The organism is Pelosinus baikalensis, assembly GCF_020819555.1.
Classification (GTDB): domain Bacteria; phylum Bacillota; class Negativicutes; order DSM-13327; family DSM-13327; genus Pelosinus; species Pelosinus baikalensis.
In genome coordinates this window covers 33,070-56,657 of sequence record NZ_JAJHJB010000017.1, presented here as the reverse complement: position 1 = coordinate 56,657, position 23,588 = coordinate 33,070, and the positions used below count along the sequence as shown (strand labels likewise).

Annotated in this window: 15 protein-coding genes; 4 read left to right on the top strand and 11 right to left on the bottom strand. The window is 39.3% G+C overall.

Annotated features, from left to right (window positions below; all coding sequences use genetic code 11):
- Positions 1-174: 174 nt before the first annotated feature.
- From LMF89_RS13180 to LMF89_RS13150, 7 genes are all read right to left on the bottom strand, one after another.
- Positions 175-1,293: an ABC transporter ATP-binding protein gene (locus LMF89_RS13180; protein ID WP_229535539.1), complete on the bottom strand. Its 1,119-nt coding sequence runs from the start codon at positions 1,291-1,293 to the stop codon at positions 175-177.
- A gap of 118 nt (positions 1,294-1,411) precedes the next feature.
- The gene (locus tag LMF89_RS13175; RefSeq protein WP_229535492.1) at positions 1,412-2,578 is read right to left on the bottom strand and encodes an oligogalacturonate lyase family protein; all 1,167 of its coding nucleotides are present in this window, start codon (positions 2,576-2,578) and stop codon (positions 1,412-1,414) included.
- Between the two features lie 53 nt (positions 2,579-2,631).
- The gene (locus LMF89_RS13170; protein WP_229535491.1) at positions 2,632-3,963 is read right to left on the bottom strand and encodes an ABC transporter substrate-binding protein; all 1,332 of its coding nucleotides are present in this window, start codon (positions 3,961-3,963) and stop codon (positions 2,632-2,634) included.
- A 66-nt stretch (positions 3,964-4,029) separates the two neighbouring features.
- Positions 4,030-4,866, bottom strand: coding sequence for a carbohydrate ABC transporter permease (locus LMF89_RS13165; RefSeq protein WP_229535490.1), 837 nt, complete (start codon positions 4,864-4,866; stop codon positions 4,030-4,032).
- Positions 4,863-5,822 carry a carbohydrate ABC transporter permease gene (locus LMF89_RS13160; protein ID WP_229535489.1) on the bottom strand — a complete coding sequence of 320 codons (960 nt, stop codon included), beginning with the start codon at positions 5,820-5,822 and terminating at the stop codon, positions 4,863-4,865. Before LMF89_RS13160 ends, LMF89_RS13165 begins: the two co-directional genes overlap by 4 nt.
- Positions 5,823-5,992: 170 nt before the next feature.
- The gene (locus LMF89_RS13155; RefSeq protein ID WP_229535488.1) at positions 5,993-7,354 is read right to left on the bottom strand and encodes a glycoside hydrolase family 28 protein; all 1,362 of its coding nucleotides are present in this window, start codon (positions 7,352-7,354) and stop codon (positions 5,993-5,995) included.
- Positions 7,355-7,520: 166 nt separating this feature from the next.
- Positions 7,521-10,247 (bottom strand): fibronectin type III domain-containing protein, encoded by a 2,727-nt coding sequence (locus LMF89_RS13150; RefSeq protein WP_229535487.1) that lies wholly within the window; start codon positions 10,245-10,247, stop codon positions 7,521-7,523.
- Between the two features lie 729 nt (positions 10,248-10,976).
- Between LMF89_RS13150 and LMF89_RS13145 the strand changes: the two genes are divergently transcribed.
- On the top strand, positions 10,977-12,431 hold the full coding sequence (locus LMF89_RS13145) for a putative porin (RefSeq protein WP_007960455.1): 1,455 nt from the start codon (positions 10,977-10,979) through the stop codon (positions 12,429-12,431).
- A gap of 74 nt (positions 12,432-12,505) precedes the next feature.
- Here LMF89_RS13145 and LMF89_RS13140 read toward each other — a convergent pair whose 3' ends face one another.
- Positions 12,506-14,119 carry a response regulator gene (locus tag LMF89_RS13140; protein ID WP_229535486.1) on the bottom strand — a complete coding sequence of 538 codons (1,614 nt, stop codon included), beginning with the start codon at positions 14,117-14,119 and terminating at the stop codon, positions 12,506-12,508.
- Positions 14,112-15,941 (bottom strand): sensor histidine kinase, encoded by a 1,830-nt coding sequence (locus tag LMF89_RS13135; protein WP_229535485.1) that lies wholly within the window; start codon positions 15,939-15,941, stop codon positions 14,112-14,114. The genes LMF89_RS13140 and LMF89_RS13135 overlap by 8 nt, the downstream gene beginning before the upstream one ends.
- A gap of 414 nt (positions 15,942-16,355) precedes the next feature.
- Here LMF89_RS13135 and LMF89_RS13130 point away from each other — a divergent pair, with 414 nt between their 5' ends.
- Positions 16,356-17,558, top strand: coding sequence for an SAM-dependent methyltransferase (locus tag LMF89_RS13130; protein WP_229535484.1), 1,203 nt, complete (start codon positions 16,356-16,358; stop codon positions 17,556-17,558).
- 776 nt (positions 17,559-18,334) lie between these two features.
- The gene (locus tag LMF89_RS13125) at positions 18,335-18,610 is read left to right on the top strand and encodes a hypothetical protein (RefSeq protein ID WP_229535483.1); all 276 of its coding nucleotides are present in this window, start codon (positions 18,335-18,337) and stop codon (positions 18,608-18,610) included.
- Positions 18,611-18,809: 199 nt separating this feature from the next.
- Here LMF89_RS13125 and LMF89_RS13120 read toward each other — a convergent pair whose 3' ends face one another.
- Together LMF89_RS13120 and LMF89_RS25800 are read right to left on the bottom strand one after the other, a co-directional pair.
- Entirely contained in the window at positions 18,810-19,832 is a 1,023-nt protein-coding gene (locus LMF89_RS13120; RefSeq protein WP_304622604.1) for a S8 family peptidase, read from the bottom strand.
- A 40-nt stretch (positions 19,833-19,872) separates the two neighbouring features.
- Positions 19,873-20,001, bottom strand: coding sequence for a hypothetical protein (locus LMF89_RS25800; RefSeq protein ID WP_255711312.1), 129 nt, complete (start codon positions 19,999-20,001; stop codon positions 19,873-19,875).
- Positions 20,002-20,754: 753 nt separating this feature from the next.
- Between LMF89_RS25800 and LMF89_RS13115 the strand changes: the two genes are divergently transcribed.
- Entirely contained in the window at positions 20,755-23,481 is a 2,727-nt protein-coding gene (locus LMF89_RS13115) for an endonuclease (protein ID WP_369412600.1), read from the top strand.
- Positions 23,482-23,588 lie beyond the last annotated feature (107 nt).

Below are 23,588 nucleotides of genomic sequence, written 5' to 3'. Positions count from 1 at the left end.
ATTAAGATAATTATTTACTATTTTAATAAGTTTTTGACACCACTTCGCAGCAAAGGAAAAGAAGCTAAGGAATAAAGCAATATAAAAAGTACACAAAGACTGCAGTGTTACTTTGCAATCATTGTGTACTTTCTTATTTAAGAAGAGATATTTGGATACAGGAAAGATCTCAAACTACTTACAAAGCATTATATTTTGCTGGGTACTCTTATCAAAAAGATGAGCCTTCTCCATATCCATGCTTAATGTAACCTTCTCTCCGCATTGCATCTTAATACTGCAATCGCTCCGCAAGGTGAGCATTGTATCAGCAACACCAGTGCAGTGCAAATATACTTCTGCCCCTGTATTTTCCTGCACTTCAATGCAAGTCTTATAGATATTTTCCTTCTGGGACTCAGTGGAGACATCCTCATTACGGATATCTTCCGGGCGTATTCCTATAATCACTTCTTTGCCAATATAGTTCAAATTCGATACTTTTTTTGCCTGGTCATTAGTGAGTTTCCATTCAACACCACAAGCAGTAAATATCACTTTATTTCCTTGGGCTTGCAAATTGCCGTTAATAAAATTCATTGCTGGAGAACCAATAAATCCAGCGACAAACATATTAACAGGAGCATTGTATATCTCATCAGGTGTTGCAATTTGCTGAATAATCCCATCTTTCATAACCACAAGCCGATCTCCCATTGTCATTGCTTCTGTTTGATCATGAGTTACATAAACGGTTGTAGTCTGCAGCCTCTTTTGTAATTTACTAATTTCCGTACGCATTTGCACACGAAGTTTAGCATCTAGATTAGATAGGGGCTCATCCATCAAAAATACTTGTGGTTCTCGAACAATCGCCCTTCCTAAAGCCACACGCTGCCGCTGACCGCCAGATAAATCCTTCGGTTTTCTCTTCAATAGAGATTCTAAATTTAAAATACTTGCAGCTTCTTGTACGCGTTTATCAATTTCTGGTTTTGCAAATTTACGCATTTTCAAACCAAATGCCATATTTTCATATACATCCATATGAGGATATAAGGCGTAGTTTTGAAAAACCATGGCGATATCACGATCTTTCGGCGGCATATTATTCAGCCTTTTATCTCCAATATACATATCCCCATCAGAAATTTCTTCCAACCCCGCAATCATACGCAGTGTTGTTGATTTACCGCAGCCAGAAGGTCCAACTAAGACGATGAATTCTTTATCCTTGATTTCCAAATTCACATCTTGAACAACTGTTGTATCACCATATCTTTTATATATATTTTGCAGTTTCACACCCGCCATTATTTCCACTCTACCTTTCCTGTAGTATTTATCTGATGAGCAAGTCACTTTAAGACTCTTCTTTTCTCTTCTCTTGGTACTCATCAGTTAGTTCATCAATTAGCCTGCCATCTTGCTATTACAGCCATTTTCCATTCTCCTGTTCAACCATATACAGATTACACTTTCCACTTCGATCAGAGGTAAACAAGATCTGTTGGTTATCCCAGCTAAAGGTCGGGTGACAATGTGACTGCTGCATATACCATGATGTATGATGGGTACACAATGTCTTCAGTTGCGCCTTATCATCCTGCAAACTGATTAATACCAAATCATCCATTTGATCACCAATAAGCAGCATATTGTCATTAGTGGCATGATAGTGATTACAATAGTACGGCATAGGAATGTTCTTTATCACCTCACCATTTCTATCTGCCATTCCAATATACGGTATTTGTCCAAACTCAGGATAATTAATAATTGCTTGTTTTTTATCTGACGTAATCGTACCATCATGCCCTTTTCTTCGATTATCAAAGAAAATTTTTCCGTCATTTGTCCAAAATTCATGACCAACGCAATCATCCTCTGTCTGACGGAAACAAGGAATAACAGTACGATTCATAATATCAAGCAGCCAAATTCTTTGAAGCACAAGATTCCACGGACCTTCATGACAGAACATAGCTATTGAACTATCATGGGGTGCAAATTGAAAGTGACCTAACCAATGAGTGTCTTCATATATATTTGTAGCTTTTGTACTATCCAAATCCACCAGAGTAATCCACCCGCGTTTTACAGCATACATTTGCTCTTTGAAACCTTTGTAATTACCACCTCTGTATAATCCAGGGTCTTCATTCCGGGCAAGTCCAATGACTTTCTTGTTTGGGGAAATAGACGGATGTCCTAATTGAATACCAGTCTCCTCTTCGAAAATGTCAGTGGATTTCAGCGTTGTTGTATCTAACTTTTTAATTTTATTACCTGTTACGTAAATAACAAATTCACTATCCGGAGTCTTCGTATGACCACTTGGCATAATTCCTGCTTTTTCATCTGTCAGCTGACAGATAACTCCTGTTTCCAAGTCCATTCTAAAAAGATTATATACTTCTGGAATTCGCGAGGCACGATCAGACATAAAATAAATTTCACGCTTCTCTATAGTGAAGGAATTATCTGTAAAGTAAAAATGATAATTATTACTTTCTCCAGCTGTAAGCTGCCAAACGACTTTACCGGTTTTCTCATCAACTGTCATTTTCTTTTCTGCTGGATATTCTTTTCCGATCATTAAGGTTACGCCTCCTTAAAGCTCTTTACTACAACCAGCAACAACTATATCCCCTATTGTTTACCAGCTACATATGCGTCATATTTTTGTTTTGATTTTTCAAAAGCAGCTGCCCATTCATTCAGAAAATCTTCTGCTGATTTCTTTCCAGTCATTACAGCCTGAATGCCAGGGTCGACTGTTTGATCCAGGATGGAACGATAGTCAGGTAATTGCATTGGTGGTTGATAGATTCTAAAGTTAGGATCAGAAAGCATTTGTAACGCAAGCTGCATATGAGGTAATTCTTTTGCCCAAGGTTCTTTCAAAGATTCTGTATTGGTAGGAATCTGTCCAATGCTTTGGTTCCAATAGCTCTGGCTTTCTTGTGAACACAAGAAACTTACAAATTTCCATGCTTCTTCTGGATGCTTCGTTGTTTTGAAAATGCCGTAGCCATTGGTATTTCCGCCTTCTTGCATTAACAGTCCATTTGCCGTTTTAGGTAAACCTAATGGAGCATATTGTTCTGGCTTCATAGATTTCTTATGTTCTGAGTAGGATCCAATATTATGCTGCACCATGGCAACAGCACCCGTATCAAAAGCAGCAATCATTTCTTTATAACCATTCGTCACATCGCTTTTCGGTGTAAAGGTCTTATAAAGCGCTAAGTATTTTTTAAGAAACTCAACATGTTTCGGATCATTAATGAGGCACTTACCATTTGCATCAAAATATTCAGTAAAACCAGAGTAAGCAAACATCATTCGCTGCAATTGAAAAGATGCACCATCACCGCCACGAATGGTAAAACCATAACGATTTTTGTCTTTATCTGTCATTTTTTCTACAGCAGTAAAAAATTGATCCCAATTTTCAGGAACTTGCACGCCAGCTTCTTTAAACCAGTCAGGTCTATACCATAAAATCTCCATATTCATCGTATTAGGCAATTGGTATAGTTTTTTATCCAATACCATATCACGATTTGACTGGATAATAGACGGGGAAATCTCGTCTTTCTCACTCCATTTATCAAACAACGGGTCCATTTCCAATAATACTTTTCGTGCCGTAAAATCAGCTATCCAACTCGTTTGCACACCACATACATCCGGAAGATCATTGGCAGCAATCGCAGTATCAATTTTTTGTTTTGCTGACTTCTTAGGAAGACCAACATACTCAACATGGATATTGGGATTCTGCGCTTCAAATTTCTTAATTAATACTTCATAGTAGGGAGTACGGTCTGGCCCTGCATTTTCATCCCAGAATACAATATTGACCTTTTCTCCTGCTGGCTGTCCAGTAGCCGCCTGCTTCTGCCCGCATCCGAATAGCAGCACCAGCGAACTCAATAAACAGGCGACCATTAACACCTTTGTTCCTTTTTTGAACATAGTGAGTATCACTCCTTCTCGTTTTGTAGCTTATTGTCAACTAACTAAATTCTTTCACATCTAAAATTATCCTTTTACAGCACCTCCCAAACCATTAACTAGATACCTCTGTGCATAAGCAAACATGATAATTGCAGGGACTAATGCAATTACACTGCCAGCTGCAAGGGCACCATAATTAATGTTGAATTCTCCCATCATGTAGCTTAGCCCAACCGAAAGGGTAAAATTTGCCGCCTTGTTCGTAAGCATAAAGGCGAATAAGAATTCATTCCAGGCATAGATAAAAGTAAATACGCCCGTCGCTACGATTCCTGGTAACAATAAGGGAAAGATAACATGGCGAATGGCCTGCAGACGGCTGCAGCCATCTACCATTGCCGCCTCTTCAAGCTGCACTGGCACATTAGAGATAAACCCATTCATAAGTATAGAATTAAACGGTATTTGGAAAGTAGTATAAGCAATAATGAGGGATAGTGGATTACTGATGAGACCCAAATTCTTGAAGATAATGAACAAGGGAATAATGAGCATCGCCCCAGGAACAAACTGAGTACACAACAACAGAAGCAAAAAGGCTTTTTTCCCTTTAAAACGATATCGACTTAAAGCATATCCTACCAAAGTAGCAAAAAAAACTACAGATATAACAGTACAACCAGCTAGAAACAAGCTATTCTTAAAAAACAATGCAAAACCAATATTATTCCAGGCATTTATGAAATTATCAAAGGTAATCTGGCTTGGAATATACTCCAATGGCGTTTTGACAATATCTCCCTCATTCTTGATAGCTGTATTCACGGTCCAGTAAAAAGGAAACATGATGAATGTCATGGTAATCAATAATGGAAAATACAATGTAAAAAATCGTTTCTTTTGGAGGCTGATTTTCATCATACTTCGGCACCTCTTTCCATACGACTAATTTTCAAATAGGTAACTACAAATACGAGCAAAATAGCAAAGGATATGACCGTTATCGCTGAACCATACCCAAAATTATTTTCGCGAATTGCCAATTCAGCAACATACATAGTCAACGTAGTTGTATGATGTGCTGGTCCCCCTCCTGTTAAGTTGAAAATTAAATCAACATTATTATACTCCCAGACGCAACGCAATAATGTTGTCAATATAAGCGTGTTCTTCAGTTGGGGTAAGGTCACATATAAAAATGTTTTTATGCGTCCTGCCCCGTCAACCTTGGCTGCCTCATAAAGTTCTTCAGGAATACTCTGCAAAGCAGATAGCAATGTGATGGCAAAAAAGGGAATGCCTCTCCAAAGTTCTGCAACGACAACTGCCGGGAAAACGGTAGCAAGATCTGCTACCCATGCCTGTCTCTGTTCAATAAATCCAACTTTTAATAACAAATCATTAACAACACCCATGTGTTCATTGTACATTAATGACCACATAACAGAAGTCAGTACACCGGAAATAGCCCACGGTGTAAAAGCAGCTGCTCTGAAAAAAGTACGAAATCTAAACTTTTGATTTAACAGCAGTGCAATGCTCATTCCAAAGAATACCTGTAATGAAACTTGTGAAACTACCCATTTGAATGAAATCCACAAGCTGGCATAAAACTGAGGATCTTGGGTCAAAATGCGTACAAAATTATCCAAACCTGCAAAGCCGTTATAGAACGGTGTATTGGCATTATAATTCTGCAAACTGTAATAAAAGACATTACCCAGTGGATAAAATAAGAATCCTGCAATAAATACCAGCGCAGGGGAGATGAAAAGATAGGGAAGCCACTTTTCATAATCAAACGTATTCTCTTGTTGCGAAGACTGCCTCCTTTTTACCTGATTTTTTAGTGCCTTAACTTTTTCTTGTAATTGCATAGTTATTTGCTCACCTTCATTCTTTTAGCTTCATTTCCTTAATTATAGAATAAAAACAATTTTCCAAGAATTTGATATATTAAGATAACTATTAACTATTTTAATATATTTATTGCAGCTTATAATGAGAGTGCAAACCAATGTGGCTTGCACTCTTATCATAAGCTATTTTATACGTCATCATAATGTTTCCCATTAATACTGACATTTTTAAATACTAATCTTTCAACATTTTTCAAGACAAAAGGGGTTTCTACATTGTGCAATATGCAATTCGTGAATTGTACATTGCTAATGGGGGTGCGCTCATATGCACTCATCAAAATTCCGGTTTTTCCGCCGTAACTCTCTAAGTTCTCAACAAAGATATTGCGCACAATAGGTGTATACTCTCCGGCATCTCCCTCTTCATAATCCATATCGACTATGAAAATTTCTTCGTCAATACTTTTTACAGTCGTATTTCTAAAGTAAATATTTTCGATGATGCCGCCACGTACAGAATTGGTTTTAAATCGTAATGCACGATCTAAATTGGGACTATCCATCACATTATGATCAGCAAAAACGTTGCGAACACTACCTGATATTTCACTGCCGATGGTTATGCCACCGTGTCCGTCCTTCATATAATTATTCTGGATCACAATGTTTTCACAGGGAATGTTGATTCGCCTGCCATCACCATTTCTGCCTGATTTAATGGCAATACAATCATCTCCATTATCAAAATAGCAATTTTTAATCAAGATATTCTTACAGGAGTCCGGATCAAAACCGTCAGTATTAGGACCATGCCCAATGATTTTCACACTATTAATCGTGATATTTTCACAAAGCACGGGAGAAATCTGCCACATGGGAGAGTCCTTTACTGTAACACCTTCAATTAAGATATTTTTACTGTTATAAAACTGTATAAAGCTTGGACGCAAATAGTGTCCGCTGCCAAATTTTCTTTCTTCTACAGGTACATTCTGCTCTGCCATAGTAAACAGCACATTACGATCCTCAGCCTGATGCACCTGCCCTTCTTGCCAACCATACTGGGTTAACCCCTTCCATGGCCACCAATGCTCATTATCACCGTTACCATCAAGAATCCCCTCCCCAGTAATGGCAATATTTACGGCACCATAGGAATAGATTAAAGGAGAATAATTGTAAAGTTCCACTCCCTCAAACCGATTCAGCACCATGGGTAAATATTTTTCTAGATCTTGGCTGAATTTTATGGTAGCCTCTTTAGACACATACAAATTGACTTTGCTCTTAAAATGGATAGGCCCTGTAAGGTAAATCCCCGCAGGAACTACCACCCGCCCTCCACCAGCCATATTAGCTGCCATCATTACTCTGCGAAAAGCATCTGTACAATCCATTATTCCGTTCCCAACTGCACCAAAATCTGTTACTACAAAATCACGACGAGGAAAAGTAGGAGGAATAATTTGACTTAGGATGTGCTGAATTTGCCCCCACCCTTGTTCTGTTTCTACTTCATGACCCAGAATTTGTTGTCCATAATTCATAATAGCTACCTCCATGATAGGATTATTTTTTATACCTTAAACTGATGCATTGTTATTTGTAATTCTTATTTACTCTTCCACTACACTAATGAAAAACCGTCCTGAACCCTTGAACTTTCAATGGTCCAGGACGGTTTGTTATTATTACTGACTCATCTTTAACTTACTACTTTTTCGTAGTTACACGTATACTTGGACCAGTTCCAGTCCATTTTCCTGCAGTATCACCAGCTTCCACTTTAAAGGTGTAAGTGGTATTAGGTGCGAGCCCTATCACAGTGAACGCGTTGCCCTCAACGGTATACGCCGTATTTATTAGAGTAAACTCTGTATCGTTTTTTATCGGTTTTCCATCTTGAAATATTCTATAACCAACAACTTGTTTATCATCTACAGCCATGGGCCAATTAAGGGTCACACTTGTATTCGTTACGTTACTACTGGTTATTTTACTATTTGCCAGCCACTTTGGTGCCCCAGTGTCATACCCCGGTTTCGTAGTCACTTCTAACCTTAAGCCGTATACAGTTTCATTCCCAGAAGCGTCTACTGCCTTCACATTGAAAAGATAATTTGTTCCAGGCACGAGCCCTGTAACATTATAAGCACTTGTATTGCCAGCAACAACAGTTACCAGCTTGTCGTTTTCATAGATGGCATACTGTTTTATACCATACAAATCTGTCGCAGGTTTCCATGCGATATTCACCCATGTCGTACCTACTTTAACGGATTTTACAATTTCTTTTCCTTCAGGCACTACAGGGGGCACATTGTCCTTCACACCTTTTGTTACTACTTTCAAGCTTGGTCCGCTGAGTGTCCAATTTCCTGTTGCATCGGACGCCTCTACCTTAAAATCATAGGATAAAGCTGGTGCCAAACCTGTAACCTTATGGATTGATGTATTTCCTGAAACTGTAGCTGCTACGGAATTTTCATTCCATATCCGATATGCAGCCACCGCCACATTATCTTTTGCTCCAGTCCACTTCAGGGTTACACTGCTTTCCTCGATGGCATCGGCCAATAATGTACTCTTATCTGACCAGACTGGACCAACTGACGCATCAGTTGTCACTGGCGTTGCTGTAGTATCCTTATCAAAGGAAAGTCCTATCGAATTAGTAATAACCCACGGATTGGGCGTCTTATTGTCAAATGTGACTTTGCTAAAAGAGCTATTCTTCAAATAATCAATTTTGGTAGGTTTTACATTATAGAATTTCACATTTTCAAAATTAATATTTTCATGAAACCCGTTACTTACTCCTGCTACTTCAATGGCAGGAGCACCAGTGGTGTCTACCGTGCAATTTTTAATAGTCATATCCTTGAACCGTCCTGGTGCGGAAGCAGGTTCAAATTCGACTACTGCATTTGGATCAGAATAAGCTGACGTAAAGATGAATGCTTGCAGTTTAATATCTTTCAGCGCATTATCCCTGAACAAGATGTTTCTGGCACCACCGCCAGTAGCGTTATTTGTTTTGCTGCGAAGACCTGTATCAGTATGATTAATAACATTATCTTCTGCCAATATATTCTCTGTCCATGCAGCTGTATGACTTCCTGTTACAATAGCTCCATGTCCTTGTCTAAAATAATTGTTAAAAATCCAAGCATTTTTAGTCGATTCTTCCTTTTGACCAGCAGCCCCTTGCCCCGCTGCAAAATTCATGCAGTCATCACCTGTATCAAAGAAAGTATTAAATACAGTCAAACCATTTCCATGAGCAAATTCAATTCCATCGCCATTATTAGCATCATAAGTCTTCATAATTACACCATTTACTGTTACATTATTGCAATTTAAGTTGATCAAAGTGTGGTTGGCAGGATTTACTGCGGTAAAACCACCATAGTACACATTCGTAACACCTCTTAACGTAATCATACTTGGTCTTCTAGGATAAACGGCTTTAAAGTTCATCTTATTCATTGCCATTGCTTTTTCAATACTGGTTTTTGCCAGTATACCGATATTAAGAGCATGATTAGGATCAAGAACGTTATCTTTGCTGCTATTTTTAGCTGGAAGATATACGGGTAATGAAGAGTCTTCTTTGTCAAAGCCGTCTTGTATCCAGCCATTGCCATCAATTGTGCCTTCGCCCACAATTCGAATATTCTTGATACTGCCATAGTCATAGGTATGGGCATTGATCAGTGAGTAAAAACGCTCGTCTGTAGAATAATCATATAACAAATAGTGATAAGGATACTCATCAGCGTTTTCTGTAGCCAAGAGAGTTGAATCTTTACCAATTTCAAACGTCATATCACCTTTGAGCCAAATAGCTCCTGTCTTAAATATTCCGGCAGGTATCAACACTTTTCCGCCTGGAGTACAGGCGTCAATTGCTGCTTGAATGGCCTTTGTATTTGATGTAACGCCATCCCCAACTGCTCCATAGTCAACAACATTAAATATCTTAGGAATCGCTGTTGTAGATTGCTTCACGCGAATACTGTCGGGTGATTCTTTTCCATCTTTATCGACTGCCCTGACTGTAAAAGTATAGACTGTATTCGCCTTAAGATTAGTAGCAGTGTAATTATGCATCGTTATTTTTTGTGCAGCACTATTACTAGCATCTCTATAGAAGTTATCAATGTTTGTTTTTGCCAGGGAATGATTGCTTTCATTCGCATTGCCTACCAACTTACCGTTCATATAAACATTGTAGTTTACAATGTTCGAGTAATTCTCGGGCTTTTCCCATACTAACACAATGCTTTTCTCATCATATGCTAGGGCTGGAACTCTCAAGTTTTGCGGTGGCAGTACAGTGGCTGCAGATGCTTTTACCATATCCCCTCCCAAACCGTACACTTGACAGATCACTAGCAAAACTATTAATACCAACGATAACCGATTTGCTCTCTTCATGTAGTAACTACCTCCTAATATGCTTCTCATCACTTGACTACTTGGCATTTTCAAAACGGTCCAACGCTTCTAATAGCTAATGATAACTATCATTCACTAAGTTTTTATTGGTCATCGATTTTGTTTCATAACAAATCCTCTCCTTTTAAATATTCAGGCTTGACTTATTGCAGTATAAACAACAATCAATTTTCTGTAAATTTAATTTCTTCAGATAATTATTTAAAATCTTAAGCAATATTTCTTCTACAGCTACTTTTGTCATGTGACATTGTATCTAGAGACAGAGGATTCCTTGATAGCAATGGATTTATAGCTGCACCAAGCACCAAAGGGACAGATCAGTATGGCTTCCAATTTACCAGATGGAAAAATAGCTTTACAAGATGCACCTGCTAGTCTAACTCACCCTTATGTCATTTATATTAAAAATGGACGCTATTAAACTTAAGAAAGTGAAGAATAATCTTAATATATTAAATTGTCAAAATGTTCTAATTTGTTTAAAGTAAAAGTAGACATTTTTTGAAATAAAATACAAAAATTTACTTATTCAGGGTCTTTGACCATCGGGACTGTCGGCATTGGAGGTGCATACTAGATTTTGCCAGACCGTTCTAATGATGGTAATAGATATAGGGATAGGATAGAACCGTTGAGGGAACATGTGCAACTCAATATACTCTATTTGATTCCCCTACTATATAAAAAAACTAGGAGGAGAAAAACATGAAAAAAAGTTTAACTCTGGCACTTGCTGTAATGTTTGGCTGTAGTGTTGCAGGTACAGCATTTGCGGCAACCGGAACGGAAAATCCGTTTACAACAGTCCCGTCCAATCATTGGGCATATCCTGCCGTGACACAACTAGTAAAAGCAGGTCTTATTGATGGCTATAACGATGGCGATTTCCGCGGTGATCGCGCTATCACTCGTTATGAAATGGCTTCATTGGTTGCCAAAGCAATGACCCATGTCGACAAAGCAGATGCTGCTGATAAAGCTGCGATTGACAAACTTTCTGCAGAATATGCTAACGAACTCAACAATTTGGGGGTTCGTGTAAAAACTTTAGAAAAGAAAGTTAACGCTCTTGGCAAAATTACAATTGGTGGTGAATTACGCATCCGCTACGATTATGCTGGTGATGGCGTTTCAGGTTTTAGCGATGCTAATTCTGACAAACGGAAAAATGGCCAAGAGCGGTTCCGCTTGAATATGAGCGCTCCTTTGGATGATAACTGGAAAGTATCTGCCCGCTATGAATCGCAAGCCGCTAAATATGGTGGCAGCGGCAGTGACAACCTGAATGTCCTGGCCCGTGCTTATGTGGAAGGCGACGTTGCCGGAATGCATGTATTGGCAGGCCGCGGCAATTTTAAAACCTTCAATGCCTATACCGGCTGGGATAAAGATAACTGGGACGGCGCAGGCGTTACTATCGGCAATAAATTAACTTTAGACATGTATGCTATGAAACATGGCGGTACTAATAGTACTACTACTTATACTACTACTGCTGTTGTTGATTCAAGTGGCAATCCTGTTCTTGATAAAAATGGCAATCCTACTTATACTACTAAATCAACTTCTGCCTTCAAGCAGGTTAATACCTGGTACAAATTGTCTCAGTTGAAATACTCTTTCTCTCCCGACTTCACTATGGCTGCTCAATGGTTAAAGAATCCTGTCGAAGATAGGGGCATAACAGGTGGTAGCTATGACACAATAGGTATCGGCTTTAAATATAGCGGAATTAAAAACATAACATTAAGCGCTGAATACGCTAAAAACAGAGCTACTAAAATTATGGGAACTGACGCTGCTGGTACTCTTAGTAGTAAGGTGGCTACTACAAACGATAAGCCTGTAGGCTATGAAATTAAACTAGATTACGGCAAAGCGGATAAAAGCAAAGTTGGCACCTGGGGTTCTTGGGTCGGCTACAGATATGCCGAAGATGGCTTTGACCGCAGTGACGTGACCACTGGTTTCCGTCATGATAATGCTAAAGCAGCTCGTATGAACAATATTAAAGGTGTAGAAGTTGGATTAGATTATACCTTCATTAAAAATACTAAATTTCAAGCTTTCTACATTGCCGGTAAAGCTGTAAATGGGAATGATATTGCCGGTACGGACAATAAACATATGACATATGCTCAAATGGAATTATTCTTCTAATCTGAATAATTTGATAAAAAATCGTAGACAAAAAGGCACTTTACGCAAATCGTAAGGTGCCTTTTGCCTTAAATTTATAACTTATTTTTAAATTCAATAGGTGGAACACCCGTATATTTTTTAAAACAGACACTAAAATACTCTGGGCTGCTATATCCCACTACATCTGCTACTTCATAGGTTTTCATGTTATTGCTTCTCAAAAGTTCCATCGCTTTTTTCATTCTTAGCTGTAATAAAAAATCTGAAAAGGTAATGTTTCTCTCCTGCTTAAACAGTGTGCTCAAATAAACCGGGTTCATGTGCACATGCTTAGCTACTTCCTGTAATGATAATCCCTGCTTTTCGTAATGTTCTTCAATATACTTTGCGGCTTCTCCTATTACCCCACTCCTGTGACTCTCACGCTGCGTTGTCATAAATTGAGCAAGATCACATGCCACAAACTTGATCAAGTTCGTAATTTCCTGAATGGTTTGCATTTCATTAATTCGACTATAGTAAATAGATACATTTCCCTGCTGCGTTTTTTCCCATTCTTGTGCCCACTCAGCCGCACCTCGAAATAGAGATATAATTAACTGTACTGCAAGGAGGCGAACATAATACAGTGATATATGACTTTGCTGCATCATCTTACTTTCCAAATCATCGACAAAATGCAAAGCATCTTGCACCAAACCAAGCTTTACTTTATCCACAAGTTCAATTTCTTGCCCACTGATCTTTACACTCTTATCATAACTTGACGATCTTCCACCAACGTCCAACATGGAGAAAACTCTATTTTTACCAATAAAGTGGCGATAACTAAATACAGACCGTGCCTCCCCATAAGATGATTCAATATTAGAGATTCCATGATACGCTCCCCCAAGAGCAATCGTCACTGTTGTTTCTAAATATTTTTCTACCGTATTTTTAATCTGCTCTGCTAAAGCCCTTGCATTTTCTTCTGCTTTTTCGCAGGTTTCATTGCTAGAATAAATTAGAATCAGTTCATCCTTTTCTAATTCAACGACGCCTCCTTTTCCCTCAGCAAATATTAACTCTTCACAAATATTGAAAATACAGTACCTTAACGCTTCTCTTTTTTCAATAGGCTGCTCTACTGTCCCCACTAGTTCCTTATAATACTCATCTATCTTGACTAAAAAAACAATAAAAGTTTGACCTGTTAATTCAATACCTAATGACCTTGCTTCCTGTATTAGCTCTTCTTTATTATTTTCTTTACATTCCGTCAAATTTTTAAAAAAGGCTTTTCTAAAAAAAGGCTTTGCTTCACTTATTTTTTGTTGTGCCCTATTCTCGACATCCCATTCTCCAGCTGCTTTTCTTACTTTTTCTAGTAGGATTTCCTTATCTACCGGCTTAAGCAAATAATCAAAAGCTCTTATTTGTATCGCTTGTTGTGCATATATAAAGTCATTATATCCTGTAAGAAGAATTAACTTAATCATCGGATATCGTTCCTTAACAATACGTGCCATATCCAGACCATCCATAAATGGCATCCTAATGTCAGATATTACAATATGAGGATGAAATTCTTCAATTAGTTTGAGCCCCTGTTCCCCATCAGCCGCCTCTCCCCCAAGCTGAAACCCATACTCCTCCCAAGGTATTGTCTTAGCCAGCCCCTTGCGAATAATTCGGTCGTCATCAATAATTAAAATTCTATGCATTTTGCCTGTCCTCCAATTGTTTCATCGGAATGATAACTTTTATTACCGTTCCTTCATGCAACTCACTTGCAATCTGCAATCCAGCTTCCTTTCCATAATGAAGTTGGAGTCGTTCATAAACACTACGCACACCCAGACCAAGCTTCTCAAGCCCTTGGTCTCTATTATCCAGGCTGCTCCGAACTTCTTGCAACCTCTCCCGATTCATTCCAAGTCCGTTATCCTGCACTTCAAAACATAAGAACCCATCCCGTTCATAGCCGCTTACCTTAATCCAGCCAATTCCCCTCTTTTGCTTTACGCCATGATAAATTGCATTTTCCACCAGTGGCTGCAGTGTTAATTTCACAATACTATAGGATAAAATCTCAGGTTTCACATTAATTTCATAAGAAAAGGCATCACCATAGCGCATCTCTTGAATAAATAAATAATTACGTATATGAGAAAACTCCTCTTCAACACTGATAATTTCCTTACCACAGCTAATACTTATGCGGAAAAAATTTGCTAAGGCTGTAATCATCGCACTGGCGTCTTCATTCAATCCCATATCACATAATCCCTTAATGGAATACAATGTGTTATACAAAAAGTGTGGATGAATTTGTGTCTGTATTACCGAAAATTCCAACTGCCTCTTTGTTTCCTGATCGATGTTAATCTGCTCCAGCAAATCTTTTACTCGCTCTACCAAATCTTTTACTCCCTGATTTAAAACTCCCATCTCATTCAATGGATGAGTATCAGTAACAAAATTTATATTCTCCCCCTGTATGCGCTTCATACTATCCGTCAGAACTGAAATCGGTTTTGTGATATAAATAGCCAACACATTTGTCAAAAATACAGCAACTATAATTAATAAAACAATCAGCGACAACGTAATATATTTTATATACTTAACTCGATCCAAAATTTCTTCCTGTGTAAATACAGCCGCAAGCTTCCATTGATTGGTCTGCAGAGTATCATAGATAACAACCATTGTCTTGCCTTTATGGGTTTTAAATTCAAGCCTTCCTTCTTTCTCCTTGGTTTCCTGTAATTTTTTTATTACCTCGTTATTCATCTGATATTTTTCGTCAATTTTTTTAAAAGTCATTGCATCTTCCTGATTCACTAATATTAAATATCCACTTTTACTAAGTAATGATTTGCTGAAAACTCTCTCAAAAAAATCATACCGCAAATTAAATAAAATAATTCCATTAATCTTTGCATTTTCCCGTCCAAAAAGTTTGAACATACTGATAACTCTACTCGGATTTTCTCCACGTTGTATGTCTTCCGAGCGGGAATTCTGCCAATATATATCATACGGATTGTCTGTATATCTCTTACGATATTGCTTATAAATAAATTTGAGCATGGAACTGGAATCATCACCTCTAAAAAAAACAAACTTGCCATTATGGAAATTGATGTAAATCGAGTCAATCAGAGTTCCATTAACCGATCGAATCCCATTAACATGAGATTGTACCTTCAAATAATCTTCAGGACTAATATCCTCAGGTTCTTTATTCATAACAGTAAGAAGATCAGGTTCATTTGACACTGCATTCAATTGCTGCAGCGCATCAGCAAACCGATTATCAAGATAATTTCCTGTTTGAAAAACAATGGTTTTAATATTATGGTACGCATTTTCCTCAATCTGCGATGCAGCCAATAAATATGATGTCATCCCTGTAATAAAGATAAAGAAGATAATGATCGGTATATAAAAACTGAGAATAGTAGATTTAAACGAATACAGAAATTTTCGTGCAAACTTATCTTTCAGCCATTTAATCAGCATTTCTATCTTTTTTTTCAAGACGCCCCCCCTTTCTACTATCGCAAGATTCGCACTATTTAAGCATGATTACACTATATACTTAATTCCCCCCTTACTCAAAAGATGTCTGTATCTACTTTTGTCACCTAAATTCTCCATTTATTTCTATTTATTCGATAATAGTTAATTAACCCCTTTAAAAAAGTAATATAAACTTAATTTTTACCTCATTTCTAATTGCAAAAATAAACATCAGCAAAGATTTTCTGCTTTGCTGATGTTACTAATCAAGTCTGCCCCTAATTCTCCATTCTGCTCCCGTAGTGAGTCATTTATCAGCATTTTTCAGGAAAGAATCCGTGATTCTCCGAAATTTTGTACCTCTCCAATATTTGACATTCCTTTTTAAAAGGAAGAAAATGAAAAGAAAGCTAAATGGTTGGTGATTTTCTTATGAAGCTTAAAGGAACATCGCTTTTGGAAAAACAAATTCTAAATACCATCTTTGAAAAAATTGATCACGGCAGCCTTGGTGTCCGCTACTGGGATGGCGAAGAAATTGCCTATGGTCAGTCAAGAGGGAAAACCAAGCTCATTTTTAAAACGGTGCCACCATTCAATTTCGCCAATGACCCTGTCCTTGCTATGGGTGAAGCCTATATGAGCGGAGATCTTGATTATGAGGGGCAACTGGAAGATTTCCTCCGGCTACTCGATGCCAATCCCCAGGTTTTCGCAAAAAACAGTGTTTTAACAAAGACTGTTCAAGCAATGAGTGGGCTAACCAGTCGATTTCAAGCCAAACAGAATATTCAACATCATTATGATCTTGGTAATGATTTCTTCTCTTTATGGCTTGATAAAACGATGAGCTATTCCTGCGCCTACTTCAAACATCCACACGATACGCTGGAACAAGCTCAGTTGCAAAAAATCGACTATATCTTGAAGAAGTTGAATCTAAAACCGGGCGAAACCTTACTCGACATAGGCTGCGGCTGGGGCTGGCTCATCATTAAAGCCGTGCAAACCTATGGTGTCAAAGCTGTAGGTATAACCTTGAGTGAAGAACAATTCCAAAAAAGCCAGCAGCGTATTGCCAGTCTAAACCTAACCGATCAAATAACCGTAAAACTGTTAAATTATCTTGACCTGGACGAGAAAACGTACTGTTTCGATAAAATCGTCAGCGTCGGCATGTTTGAACATGTAGGTAAAAAGAACATCCCTAAATATCTTGAGAAAGTATCCAGCCTGCTGACGCCAGGAGGTTTGTCGCTGCTTCATACAATTACCGATACCACTGAGAGCAAACCGGAAAATTCATGGATCAAGAAATTCATATTCCCCGGCGGCTATGTCCCTTCTTTGCGCGAAGTCATATGGCAGCTGCCGGAATACGATTTCCATCTTCTCCATGGGGAAAGTCTCCGCATGCATTATGCCAAGACTCTTGACTGCTGGTATCATAATTTTTCCGACCACATCGATACCGTCAAAGAGAAATTTGACGACCAGTTTGTCCGAATGTGGAGTCTTTATCTCCAAGGCTGCGCTGCTGCGTTCCGGACGACAGGGCTGGATATTCATCAGCTTCTTTTTTCAAAAGGCTTAAATAATAACTTACCCCTAACGTACGATCATTTACATAACTAACGCCTTTCTTCACTAAACCCCCACCCCACCTTAAATCCTAACCAATAGGGAAAGCCACTATTTATCTATAAAAGTAAATAGTGGCTTTCCCTATATCCTACTATATTATGGCACAATTAATAGAAAAGACTAACTAATAAAGCCAATCATTTTAAATGTGATTACATCGTCCCCATCGTCCTTTTGAAAAACATAATTTTTGAAATAAGAACTCATTTTTCACTTTACTTTTGCTTGCAATCCCTAAGAAATGTAATATAATTAGGAATAGGTGGAAATTAAAAAAGTCGCCGTGTCCTGAGAGTGGTGGAACACTCCCAGGCACGAGCAGGTGTTCTGGCACCTACACGTAACAGCTAGCTGTCTACGACGACAATTTATTATACCGTGATTTTCCCTTGAAAACAAGGGAGATGGTACGTAGGTATAGTAGCATTGTAGTTTTTGGCAAAAGCTTAGCGTCTGCATGCAATCAAAACGAAGCAAAGCGCATGTGTAGGTTGAAAAGACCTCGCATGCGTTTTTTTAATTTCCCCTGAAACAAACTGTATGCTGGTTTCTTCTATCCGCATCAGCGGATAGAAGAAACCTCCTACAGGATGAAGATGGGGGGATATAAATTGGTATCAGTACAAGGTAAGAGAAAAGGTAAAATCTGGAGCAAGAACACCCTACTAGCATGTGGCGGGGACTCCTCCTCGCCGCAGCGAATGGGAGACGTTCGTTCCATTTACGAGGGACAAGACTCGAATTTCTGCAAGGAAAGGACAATGTAAATGTATAGAACCTACAGAACAACGAAAGACACAATTGTGGGTGAGGAAACGGAGAACATTGATATTACACTTAAATTGATTACGGATATGGATGGGAAACAATATGTGATGATCAAGAAGCAAAAAGAAGATGCTATATATAATCTTTCCCTGGTAGGTCATATCACTGAAATAGTTAGCGAAATTTCATTCGAAGAGTATAGAAACATTACCTATGCAAGATTAGATAAGGAATTGTTAGAGCAAGGGATCAAACCCAGGAGACGGCTTCCCTAAAGCTCCACATCGGAAGTCTCTCGCGAAAAAAGCGAATATGGCAAATATGTCTCATACAAAGCACCCAGCGAAATTCAAACTAGAATTTCACTGGGTGCTTTAGCTTTTAGGAACTTAAACAGTACAGAAAACTCCCAATTAAATTGTCGGAACCTATACCATTGCCGCTCATAGCCGTTCCTTAAATAACCAAGTGCAATTAAGAATGGGATAATGCAGGTTCTTTTAGTTTAACTGAAGGAGATGCTCCGGCAGTAACCGCACATGGACCCAGAAGGGTAAGCAGTCCATTTCCTTCAAGCTTTGGATCGTTTCCCAGGGCATGAGTACGCTTAATTAACTGAGCATATATTTCCGGCTCGGTGAAAGCCCTTCCAAATTTCTTCTCACACAGATTAATCAATAGTGCTGTTGCTCCAGCTACATGAGGAGCAGCCATTGAAGTCCCACTAAGTGTAGCATATTCAGGATTGTTGTATGTGGACATGATATTAACTCCTGGTGCGACCAAATCCACCTCCAAATTTGTATTCGTGAAGCACGGAAATTTTCCTTTCAGGTCAATAGCACCTATAGATAAAACTTCCGGATACGCTCCAGGGTAGCTAAGCTCGTCTCCTACCGGACTGCAATCGCCCCCTCGGTTTATATCGCCCTCATTTCCTGCTGCGCATATAACAACAATATCGTTTTGAACCGCTTCTTGAACAGCCTTGTGCAGTTCAGCATCATGGCTCTTTCCACCTAGTGACATATTAATTACCCGTACCCGTTCCTGATTTGGTCCTCGCCATGCAACACAGAAGCGAATTGCTTCAATAATACTTTTGTTGGATGCGCCATAAGATGTCTCCCCGTTCTCTATATACTGCTTCATCACTTTTGCAATCAGTAATTTGGCCTGAGGAGCAACCCCCACAACCCCGCTTCTGTTTTCAATTGCGGCAATAGTTCCGGCCACATGAGTACCATGACCGCTGCTATCTGTGACATCTTCCTGACTGCCTTCATCTGTAAAATTTCGTTTGCCAATAATACAATCTTTCAAATCCCGATGGTCGATTTCGCAGCCGCTGTCGATGACTGCTACAACAACACCCGCTCCCTTCTTGCTTTCCGCCCAAATTTCTGGAGCCTGGATCATTTTGACCCCTTCTGGAATTTCATTTACTGTATCCGTTACAGATTCAATTGTGTAAGGAATTAATCGATAATCAGGCATTTTTTTGCCTCCTCATTTTTTAATCTAAATTGGACAGTACTTATGCGTGAATTACTTTTTTGAACCACTGCTCCATAGCCCATTGGTTCTTGGAAAAATCCTTTTCTATTAATACTTTGATTTCCAACTCTTGATGAGAATTCAGCACTTTATCAACTTTAAGAAACATTTTGATCTCATATTTGAAAATGTTATGCAGCAAATGACTTTCTCATTTGCGTGGCTATATAAGCATCTTCATTTTCCTTTCTAGCTAATTGTTCAAACAAAAATTTCGAATCCATCCTTATGGGCATCCTGATCGCTCATTTGATTACCTCTAAGCAAATATTCTATGCCTACGCCCCTGCTAATATGTTTAGTAATATATTAAACTCATATACAGGTAAATATTGCATTCTTAAGGCATCAAATCTACACGTTTCTCCCATTTAATCGCATACTACTCAGAATATGGAGGTTCTATAACGCTGTTTTGCTACTATTTACTCCAGCGTGCTATACTCCCTTTTCACTTGTCAAAATTTTATACAGGTACGACAAGAATCAGCAGTACCTTACATAAAGAATTGGATGATTAGCAGCCGAATATATTTCTAAGAAAAGGGAAGGAATAAAAAAGTAATATTTGAAGAGGAAGGTGCTAACTGAGCTATGAGCCAAAATGATATTAAACTTTGCATGCTGAGAGTATTGCCGAAAGAACTTCAGGCAGAAGGCATTTAGAGCCATCCCTTGTCCTTGCAGGAACTCAGGATCGCGCTGCACAGCCAAAGTACCATGAAGAAAATTTCAGGTGATTATATCGTAAGACCTAATTTCTCTCACTGGCAGTCAGCGTACCCTTGTTATCTCCTGACGACTTCTGCAATTTATTGAATGAAGAGTGGGACAACAGAAAAGTTGAAAGGGGCACAATCAATTGATTACAACAAGCGAACCCAAAAACAAATCGATTTCCTTAGTCGGCAGTCAATATGCATTATCCAATGCTGCTCCGCTGTCACCAGACGATTATCGTGATCTGGTAAAACGCCGAGCAGTTTCCATCCTGCATTTGACCCCAGACGAGCATGCTTGGGACAACAATGAGGAGTTAAGAAGGGAAACCGAAACACTCATACTGGAGAAAATCAACAAAGAAAGCAACCTGCTGCCGATTGATTTTCTAAGCAAGGGCGTAGAGAGAGCAAAGTCGATTTGCCGAATTGTCACGCCCTCAGGCTTTGGAACAGGCTTCCTGATCGATAAGTGGGTTGTGATGACGAATCATCATGTTATTCAAAGTGCTGATGAAGCTGAAAACTGCTTTGCGGAATTTGGTTACGAGGACAATCAAAACCCTATTAAAGTGAAACTGAAGCCAAGCGATTTGTTTATCACTTCTCCATTCGAAGAATTAGACTTTACGATCGTGGGCTGCGATTCAAGCGGGAGTGACGACATTATCCCTATCAAGCTTCTCAGAAGCCCTACAACCATTACCCGAGGGGAATATGCCAATATTATTCAGCATCCCAAGGGGAGAAAAAAGGAAGTTGCGCTTCAGGACAATACAATCAGCTATGTATATGACAAAGTCATTCATTATACGACCGATACGGAACCGGGGTCCTCTGGATCGGCTGTGTTCAATAACCAATGGCAACTGGTTGCACTACACCATGCCGGGTGGTATACAGACAAATCGCAGCAAAATGCGATAAACGAAGGAATTCGTATTTCAGCCATTGTCAGCAAATTAGTGGCCCTGGCACAGGTAGGAGATTCTGGAGCACTCCGGTTGACACAAAAGCTGGAGGGCACTTCTCCCTATTTAGGCTTTTACGATGTGGAAGGTTTGATTGACAATCCAGATGATCTTGCAGAGATAGAAATACCGACCTTCAAGGGTGATAAACGCTTTGCCGATATCGGCTTCTGGAATATCGAGAATTTCAATAATACTGTTCAAGAACAACGAGTTAAAGCTGTCGCTCAGATTGTAGCGGATATGTCTATGGATACGTTGGGCTTAGTAGAAGTGGAAAAAGGTGCGTTAGAACAACTGGTAAACACTCTCAAAGATCGGGGAGCGGCAATGGATTATGTGTATCTGGAAGCAGAGGGTGCTCAGGATTTGGCTGTATTGTTCGATACTACTACCACGAAAGTGGAATTGAAAGATGACATCAACCACCGATACAGTAAACTGCTCCGGTCAACAGTCAATGGAAAGCCCGCATTCCCTAAAAAACGGGAACCATTATTTGCTTTATGTACCGTAAAGGAAGAGAAGAAGGATGTCCAGTTTCTGATGATCGTTGTTCACCTAAAGGCCATGAGGGATAAGATCAGTAAGCAAAGACGAACGGCAGCGGCTGAGACACTGGCCGTTATCATCGAAGATTTGAAACAGGATGACAAATTTAAGCATTTGCCGATCGTACTGGGAGGCGATTTGAATGATGATGCAGGCAGTACTTCTCTTACATCTGTAATGAATTCACCTTCTGTCATAACGTTGACGACTGACGATGCTCTAGCTGGTCATATCTCCTATTTAAAAGCTCCTCATTCGCTAATCGACCACATTATCATCACCAAAGACATGAAGACGGGTTCGATCCAAAACGATGGTCAGACGGATGACGCTGCCATTGTTAGGTTGGATAAGACTATAGCAGATTTTGTAAAGAATATTTCAGATCATGCTCCTCTTGTTCTGCGGGTAATCTATAAGGATGAAAGCCAGGAACAGGAACGTGGGAGGGCTTGGCTTACTCCTGTCTACTTGGCAAACGAAAATACATTGGAACGAACGCTGCTCAGACTGAGCTTGAACCAATTCAAGCTAGAGGAGGAGCAGCCTTATTACGATGCCGAGAAGGATAAATTAGATATCGTAAATTACTATCGCTCGATTCAATTTCAGGGGAATGGAACTCAATTGTTTCGGCAACTGCATGGTTTGCTGCTTGACACACATACCACCATATTTACGTACAAGCAGAGCCGAAATCACTTGTATTCAGAGGTCGATTTACACGAGGACAGAACTCTTCGCAGCATCTATTCGGGTAATAAGCTTGATCCGGAAATGCTGATTCAGGAGGACTTTCGAATAGAGCAGCTAAGAAAAGAATTTTTGGAGAATAAAGAATCTCTTGAACGGCTGGATGAAGAAAGTCTTGAAGAAATGTTCGAGGAGAAAATGCAATTCAATACAGAGCATGTTGTGCCTCAGTCCTGGTTTAACAAAAAAAGTCCCATGGTCAGCGATCTGCATCATCTGTTTACGTGCGAATCGGACTGCAACAGCTTCAGGAGTAACATTCCGTACTTTGACTTTGCCGACTATAACCCCGAAGCATATCGGGAACAACTTCGTAACGAATGCGGCAAGCGTGGAGGAAACATTCGATTTGAGCCGGAAAACGGTAAAGGGGAAGTAGCGAGAGCAGTGCTGTATTTCCTGCTTCGTTACCCCAGCAAAATTGGAAAAGAAAAGGTCAATGTGGAACTGCTGCTGAACTGGCATAAGGAGCATCCGGTTACGATTCATGAGAAACACCGAAATCGGGCAATCTATGAGTTGCAGGGTAATCGGAATCCGTTAATCGATTTTCCGGAAAGCGCGGAACAAATTGATTTTACGTCAGGAGTATGAGGCGTCTCTGTGAATCGGGAACATTTTCACTTTATCCTATGCCAGTGCGTTGTGCTGGATCAGCCTGTTTTATCTAGAAAAAGAGAAGACTCCTACAACCTTCAGTT